This is a genomic window from Peterkaempfera griseoplana (assembly GCF_001418575.1).
Lineage (GTDB): Bacteria > Actinomycetota > Actinomycetes > Streptomycetales > Streptomycetaceae > Peterkaempfera > Peterkaempfera griseoplana.
This window is the reverse complement of record NZ_LIQR01000257.1, coordinates 1-6,035: the sequence shown is the minus strand read 5'-3', so window position 1 is coordinate 6,035 and position 6,035 is coordinate 1. Positions and strand designations below refer to the sequence as shown.

Annotated in this window: 5 protein-coding genes; 3 read left to right on the top strand and 2 right to left on the bottom strand. The window is 72.5% G+C overall.

What is annotated here, in order from left to right; translation table 11 throughout:
• Positions 1–49: 49 nt before the first annotated feature.
• Complete coding sequence (locus AOK09_RS19405; RefSeq protein WP_107101385.1) at positions 50–1,012, bottom strand: LysR family transcriptional regulator; 963 nt, start codon at positions 1,010–1,012, stop codon at positions 50–52.
• Between the two features lie 124 nt (positions 1,013–1,136).
• Between AOK09_RS19405 and AOK09_RS19400 the strand changes: the two genes are divergently transcribed.
• The 3 genes from AOK09_RS19400 (at position 1,137) to AOK09_RS19390 (ending at position 3,449) form a co-directional block, all read left to right on the top strand.
• Positions 1,137–2,057 carry a zinc-binding dehydrogenase gene (locus AOK09_RS19400; protein WP_055588474.1) on the top strand — a complete coding sequence of 307 codons (921 nt, stop codon included), beginning with the start codon at positions 1,137–1,139 and terminating at the stop codon, positions 2,055–2,057.
• A 215-nt stretch (positions 2,058–2,272) separates the two neighbouring features.
• On the top strand, positions 2,273–2,695 hold the full coding sequence (locus AOK09_RS19395; protein ID WP_055588473.1) for a nuclear transport factor 2 family protein: 423 nt from the start codon (positions 2,273–2,275) through the stop codon (positions 2,693–2,695).
• A 55-nt stretch (positions 2,696–2,750) separates the two neighbouring features.
• Positions 2,751–3,449 carry a YoaK family protein gene (locus AOK09_RS19390; RefSeq protein WP_055588472.1) on the top strand — a complete coding sequence of 233 codons (699 nt, stop codon included), beginning with the start codon at positions 2,751–2,753 and terminating at the stop codon, positions 3,447–3,449.
• 51 nt (positions 3,450–3,500) lie between these two features.
• Here AOK09_RS19390 and AOK09_RS19385 read toward each other — a convergent pair whose 3' ends face one another.
• The gene (locus tag AOK09_RS19385; protein ID WP_079063227.1) at positions 3,501–5,942 is read right to left on the bottom strand and encodes a glycoside hydrolase family 9 protein; all 2,442 of its coding nucleotides are present in this window, start codon (positions 5,940–5,942) and stop codon (positions 3,501–3,503) included.
• Positions 5,943–6,035 lie beyond the last annotated feature (93 nt).

Genomic DNA, 6,035 nt, shown 5'->3' with positions numbered 1-6,035 from the left:
GCCCTGGGAGGACGCGGAACCCCGGCCGCCGGCCCCCCGCCCCCGCGTCTCAGAGCTCGTCCACCGCCGCCCGGTCCGCCTCCGGCAGCCAGTCCCGCTCCGGCCGGTACTCCAGCCAGCGTCGCCGCCGCCCGGTGTCGGCGCAGCCGCGCAGCAGTTCGCCGACGCCCGGGTCCGGCCGGTCCCGGTGCCACACCAGCGACCAGGCGTACAGCGGCGTGGGGTCGACCAACGGCACCGGGACCAGGCCGCACCCGGGCGGCAGGGGCAGTTCGGCGGGCAGCAGCACCACGCTGTCCGGGACCTCCCGGGCCCTGGCCAGCAGATGGTCGAAGCCGAGATTGGCCTCGCCGGGCGCCGTCCGCAGGGAGAACCGCTGGGCGAAGTGCCTTAGGAAGTCCAGGCGTTCGGCGGTGGCCGGCAGCAGCAGGTCGAGCGGGCTGAGATCGGCGGGCCGCAGCGCGTCACGCCGGGCGAGTGGATGACCCGCGGCGATCACCGCGTCCACGGGTTCCAGACGGACCAGGCGATGTGCGAGCCGGTCGCTGCGGCCGTCCGCGAGCTGGTGGAACCGTCCGAGCCCCGCCCCCGCCTCGCCGCGCACCAGTGCGCCGGCCACCGAGGGCAGATCACGTCCGGAACCCACCTCGACCTGGACCTCGACTCCGTCGCCCAGCACCTGTCGGACGATCCGCAGCGGCGCGAAGAGGTGCCCCCACACATCCAGCCGCAGCGGCTGCTGCTGCTGCCGTACGGCGGTGACGGCGGCCGCACCGGCGGCCAGCGCGGTGCGCGCCGGGCCCAGCAGCCGTTCCCCGGCTGCGGTGAGCTGCACGCCCCGGGGGCCGCGGTCGAAGAGGCGGACGCCGAGATCGCGCTCCAGCGCGGCCACCCTCTTGGACACCGCCTGCTGGGTCAGCGAGAGCACCTCAGCGGCCCGTCCGAAGTGGAGCTGCTCGGCGGCGGTCGTGAAGGCACGCAGTCGGGCGAGATCGAGGTCCACGCGCGCCATCCTCGCCGACAACCCTCGGTTGTGGCACTCCTCGTCCGGTTGTTGGACCCTCCCTCGCCCCCGGCGGTTTGCTGCTTCCCGCAGCCGCACAGCGGTGGCTGATGGATCGTCAGGAGTGAAAGTGATGCGTGCTTTCGTGCCCACTGGACAGCCGGGGCGGACCGTGCGCCGGACGCAGGTCGCAGACCCCGAACCCGCACCCGGCGAGGCGCTGGTGAAGGTGGAGGCCTACTCGGTCAACCGAGGCGAGACCTTTCTGCTGGAACACCCGCCGGACGGCTGGCGGCCGGGCAAGGACGTGGCCGGGCTGGTGGTGCAGGCGGCCGCGGACGGCTCCGGCCCCAGGGCCGGGCAGCGGGTCGTCGGTCACCCTCCGTCGGCCGGCTGGGCCGAGTTCGCAGCCGTGCCCTCGCATGCGCTGGCACCGCTGCCCGATGCGATCCCGGCGGTGCAGGCGGCGGCGCTGCCGCTGGCCGGGCTGACCGCGCTCCGGCTGCTGCGGACGGCCGGCGCGGTGGCCGGGCAGCGCGTCCTGCTGACCGGCGCGTCGGGCGGGGTCGGCCACTATCTCGTCCAACTCGCCGCCGCGGCGGGCGCTTCGGTGACGGCGGTGAGCCGTACGGCGGAGCGCGGGACCAGGCTGGCGGAGCTGGGCGCGGAGGCGGTGGTCCAGCGGGTCGAGGACGCCACAGGGCGGTTCGACCTGGTGCTGGAGTCCACCGGTGGTGCCGCGCTGCCCGAGGCCCTGGGGCGGCTGGTGCCCAGGGGAGTGCTGATCTGGTTCGGCCAGGCCGGGCGGGTCCCGGTGCAGCTGGACTTCTTCGCGCTGCTGGCCGGTCCGGTCTCGGCCACGGTGCGCCACTTCAGCTACGCCGACACCGACCGGCCGGACGCTGTGGACCTCCGAACCCTGGTCCGGCTGGTTGCGCAGGGGAGGCTGCAGCCGGAGATCGGCCGGGTCGAGGACTGGGGCCGGACGCCCGAGGTGCTCGCTGACCTGACGGGGCGCAGGATCCGCGGCAACGCCGTGCTGACCCTCTCCTGACCGTCCGAAGTCCCCGGTCCCCGTACCGAACCGCCCGGCAGCCGTCCGTTCCGGTGAGCACCGCCGGGAGGGACCTCCGCCCCCGTGGGCCCCGCCGTGCCGGAAGCGTCCCGGTACCCGCCGTGCACCGCACCGCCCCCCTGCACCCGAACACCGCGAGCACCGCCAACGCCCCGAACCCCCAACACCCGACGTCACCATTGAGGAGAACTGCCATGACCGAGCCCGCGCTCGACCCCCGCTCCGTCGTCGTCCGCTATGTGAACGCCGTCGCCGACGGCGACCTCGACACCGTGAACGCAAGCTTCGCCGAGGACGCCACCTGGACCTATCCCGGCAATGTGCCGCTCACCGGTGTGTGGCGGGGGCGCCGGGCCATCGTCGAGGACTTCCTCGGGGGAGCTGCCGGTCTCTTCGCCCCCGACGGCACGCCGAAGGTGACGCTCACTCAGGCACTGGCCGACGGTGAGCGGGTGGTGGCCGAGTGGACGTCCCGGGGGGTCGCCGCCAACGGCCGGATCTACGACAACACCTGCCTGGGGATGTTCACGGTCCAGGACGGGCTGATCACCTCGGTGCGCGAGTACACTGACACCCAGCATGTCGCCGACACCCTCTTCGGCGGGCCGGCCGGCTGACCCCGACGGCCTGTCAGCACCCTCATCCGGTGGGCTCCGTGCGAGGGTGTCGCCCATGGCACCCTCGGCACCCGGGCCACACCGTCCGGCGGATCCGCTGCCCCCGGCGCTGCAGGCGCTGACCTTCGTCAGCGGCCTGCAGGACGCCGCCAGCTTTCTGGGGCTCGGTCATGTCTTCACGGCCAACATGACCGGCAACATCCTGGTGCTGGGCTTCTCGGCGGCGGGCGCCCCGGGCTTCTCGATCAGTCGTACCGCGACCTCGCTCGGCGGCTTTGTGATCGGCACCCTGCTCGGCGGACGCCTGGGGGTGGCGATGGCCGGGCTGCCCCGGCACCGGTGGGTGGGGTGCGCGCTCTCGGCGGAGGCGGTGCTGGACGCGGTGGCGGCGGTGGTGGCGGCGACCGTCGCCGGGGTGGGCCGGGACCATACGGTGATCGCCCTGCTGGCCGTGGCCATGGGCATCCGCAACGCCACGGTCCGGAGGCTGGCCGTGCCCGATCTGACCACCACGGTGGTCACCAGGACCCTCACCGGTCTGATCGCCGACTCCTCGGTGGCGGGCGGCAGCAACCCCCGGATGGGCCGGCGGCTGCTGACCGTGCTGGCCATGGTGGCCGGTGCCGCGGTGGGGGCGTCGCTGGTGCTGCACCAGGGCGTCGCGGTGGGACTGGCAGCCACGGCGGGCAGTGTGGCGGCCGTCGTCCTGGCGCACGAGCTGCTCTCCAGGACGGCGGCCGCCGGAACGGCCTGACGGTTGCGGCCCGGCCTGTGCCCTGTCAGGCCGGGCCGCGCACGGGACGGGTCAGGTGCAGGTCCGGCCGTTGACGGTGAAGGCCGTCGGGGTACCGGCGGTGGCACCGGAGGCCTGGAAGCCGAAGGAGGCGGTGCCGCCGGGCGCGATGGCCGCGTTGTAGCCGCTGTCCTTGGCGGTGACGCTGCTGCCGCTCTGGGTCACGGTGGCGTTCCAGGCGTTGGTGATCTGCTCCGAGCCCTTGAAGGAGAACCCGAGCGTCCATCCGTTGAGCGCGGTGGTGCCGGTGTTCTTCACCGTGACGTCAGCGGTGAAGCCGCTGCCCCAGGAACTGGCCACGGTGTAGGTGACCGCACAGGAGCCCGCGGTTCCGGTGGGAGTGGGCGTCGGGGTCGGGGTCGGTGTCGGCGTGGGAGTGGGCGTCGGGGTCGGGGTCGGTGTGGGTGTGGGTGTCGGCGTCGGGGTGGGCGTGGGCGTCGGCGTCGGGCTGCCCGTCGGTACGGAGCCGTCCGGGGTGGCGCCCCACTGCACGGCGGAACCGTCCAGCAGCACCACATCGGCCGCGTCCACCGGCGTGGAGCCGGGGGTGGTGGAGATCCCCTGGTAGGACCAGTCGTTGGTGGGGTCCCAGGCGCCGGAGGAGGCGATCCGGAACTGGACCTCCTTGCGGTAGGCGGACTGGCCGGCGGGGGCGATGGTGGTGTTGGAGCAGTCCACGGTGACGTAGTAGACGCTGTCCTTGAACTGCGTCGGGCCGGAGACGGTGCCGCACTGGTTGTAGTTGGTGGTGAGGGTGATCTGGCTGGGGCTGACGCCCGGCTCCAGGGTGAAGTAGTAGCGCAGCGAGGCGTGGTTGAGCGCCCGTGCGGGCCAGGCCGACTTGTTGATCAGATAGGCCTTGATCTCGGTGAAGTTGGTGCCGGCGGCGTTGACCGAGGCCTGCACGGACATCTCCGGGCCGTCCGGGGTCTCCTTGGCGGGGAAGTTCGCCAGCGGGCTGCCGCCGTACTCGGAGTACAGCCGGGCGAGGGCGCCGGTGAGGCCGGAGTTGTAGTCGTCCGCGACCTCGTTGTCGGTGTAGTTGCTGCGGTCGTCGGTGTACTGGTCGTTCGCCGAGCTCGGCCCGCCGACCAGCGCCCCGTAGAGGGTGTGCCGGGTGTTGACCGGGTTGGTGAGCTGGTCGGTCCAGGAGCCGTGGGCGGTGCGGTGGTGCGGGTTCTGCGGCGGGTTGGCGCCGAATCCGATCATGTAGCTGGACTTGCGGGGGTTGTCGCCCAGTGCGTAGTCGATCTGCCGTACGGCGAAGTCGTGGTAGCGGGCCTTGCGGGTGTCGTCGCCGGTCAGCCAGTCCGAGTAGACCAGCGCGACGAAGGAGGTGTTGGCGGCGTAGCGCAGCGAACCCCAGGAGTCCAGCACGGCCTCGCCGCCCGGGGAGTAGTTGACCTTGCTGCCGTTCACGCCCACGGTCCACCAGTCGAGCCAGCGGTCGGCGTCGTCGATGTACTGCTGCTTGCCCGTGAGCTGGGCCAGCAGCACATAGCAGCCGTAGGACTTGTCGTCCCAGGCCAGCGTCCACTTGTAGGACCGGGTGGTGGTCTGCGGCTCGGTGGAGAGGTTGGCGTAGTACGACTCCGCCTTGGCGAGGTAGGAGGCGTCCCCGGTGGCCTTGTAGAGCCAGATGGCGCCCCACACCAGCTCGTCGTTGTAGCCGCTCCAGGAGTTGTAGTAGCCCTGGGCGTCGCTGATGCAGTCGCTGTACTTGCCGCGGTAGGTGTCGGCGAAGGAGTAGAGCTGCTTGGCGTGGGTGAGCAGGGTCTGCGCGTACGCCGGGTCGCTGTCGGCGAAGACCATGGAGGAGGAGGCCATCGCGGCGGCCGTCTCACCCGCCAGGTCGGAGCCGGGGCAGGAGGCGTCGATCTTGTACGCGGGGCGCGCCATCGGCATCACCTCGGCCGGGCCCCACCATGCGTGGTCCGTGGAGCCGTTGCCGACCTGTCCGTAGAGGACGTTGGGGGAGGGGTGCGCCTTGATGAAGTAGTCGTTGACGTACCGGAGGCTGTTCTTGAGGTACTGCATCTGACCGGAGGCGGTGTACGCCTGCTTCTCGGCGATGCCGCCCCAGGCCAGCAGGGTGGTGGAGGCGGCCATGGGGAGGCCGAACTTCACATGGTCGCCGGCGTCGTACCAGCCGCCGGTGAGGTCCAGGCCGACGTCCTTGCCGTCGTTGAGCCCGGAGTCGCCGCGCCAGGAGACGCGGTTGGTGGCGGGTAGCTTGCCGGACTGCTGGGCCTCGTAGAAGAACAGCGACTTCTGCAGGGCCTCGCCGTAGTTGTAGGTGGTGGCGGCCGCGGCGGGGGCGGTGAGGCGGATCGGCAGCAGCACGCCGGCGGCGAGCGCACCGGCCAGGGCGAGCCCGGCGAGGCGGCGGCGCCGGACGGGTGGTGGCAGAGCGGCGGTGGTGCGCGGCGGGTGGTGCCGGTCGACGCGTGGCATGGGCGTCCTTCCCGTACGGTGCGCGGACCCGGCGCACGGCGCCGGGGGTGGGGGAATGGGCACGGGCGGGCAGCGGATGCCACTGACCGGAGC

Excerpts from the sequence above, each read along its gene's own strand:
- AOK09_RS19400 (WP_055588474.1), top strand. The coding sequence starts at position 1,137 with ATGCGTGCTTTCGTGCCCACTGGACAGCCGGGGCGGACCGTGCGCCGG.
- AOK09_RS19405 (WP_107101385.1), bottom strand. The coding sequence starts at position 1,012 with ATGGCGCGCGTGGACCTCGATCTCGCCCGACTGCGTGCCTTCACGACC.
- AOK09_RS19385 (WP_079063227.1), bottom strand. The coding sequence starts at position 5,942 with ATGCCACGCGTCGACCGGCACCACCCGCCGCGCACCACCGCCGCTCTG.
- AOK09_RS19395 (WP_055588473.1), top strand. The coding sequence starts at position 2,273 with ATGACCGAGCCCGCGCTCGACCCCCGCTCCGTCGTCGTCCGCTATGTG.
- AOK09_RS19390 (WP_055588472.1), top strand. The coding sequence starts at position 2,751 with ATGGCACCCTCGGCACCCGGGCCACACCGTCCGGCGGATCCGCTGCCC.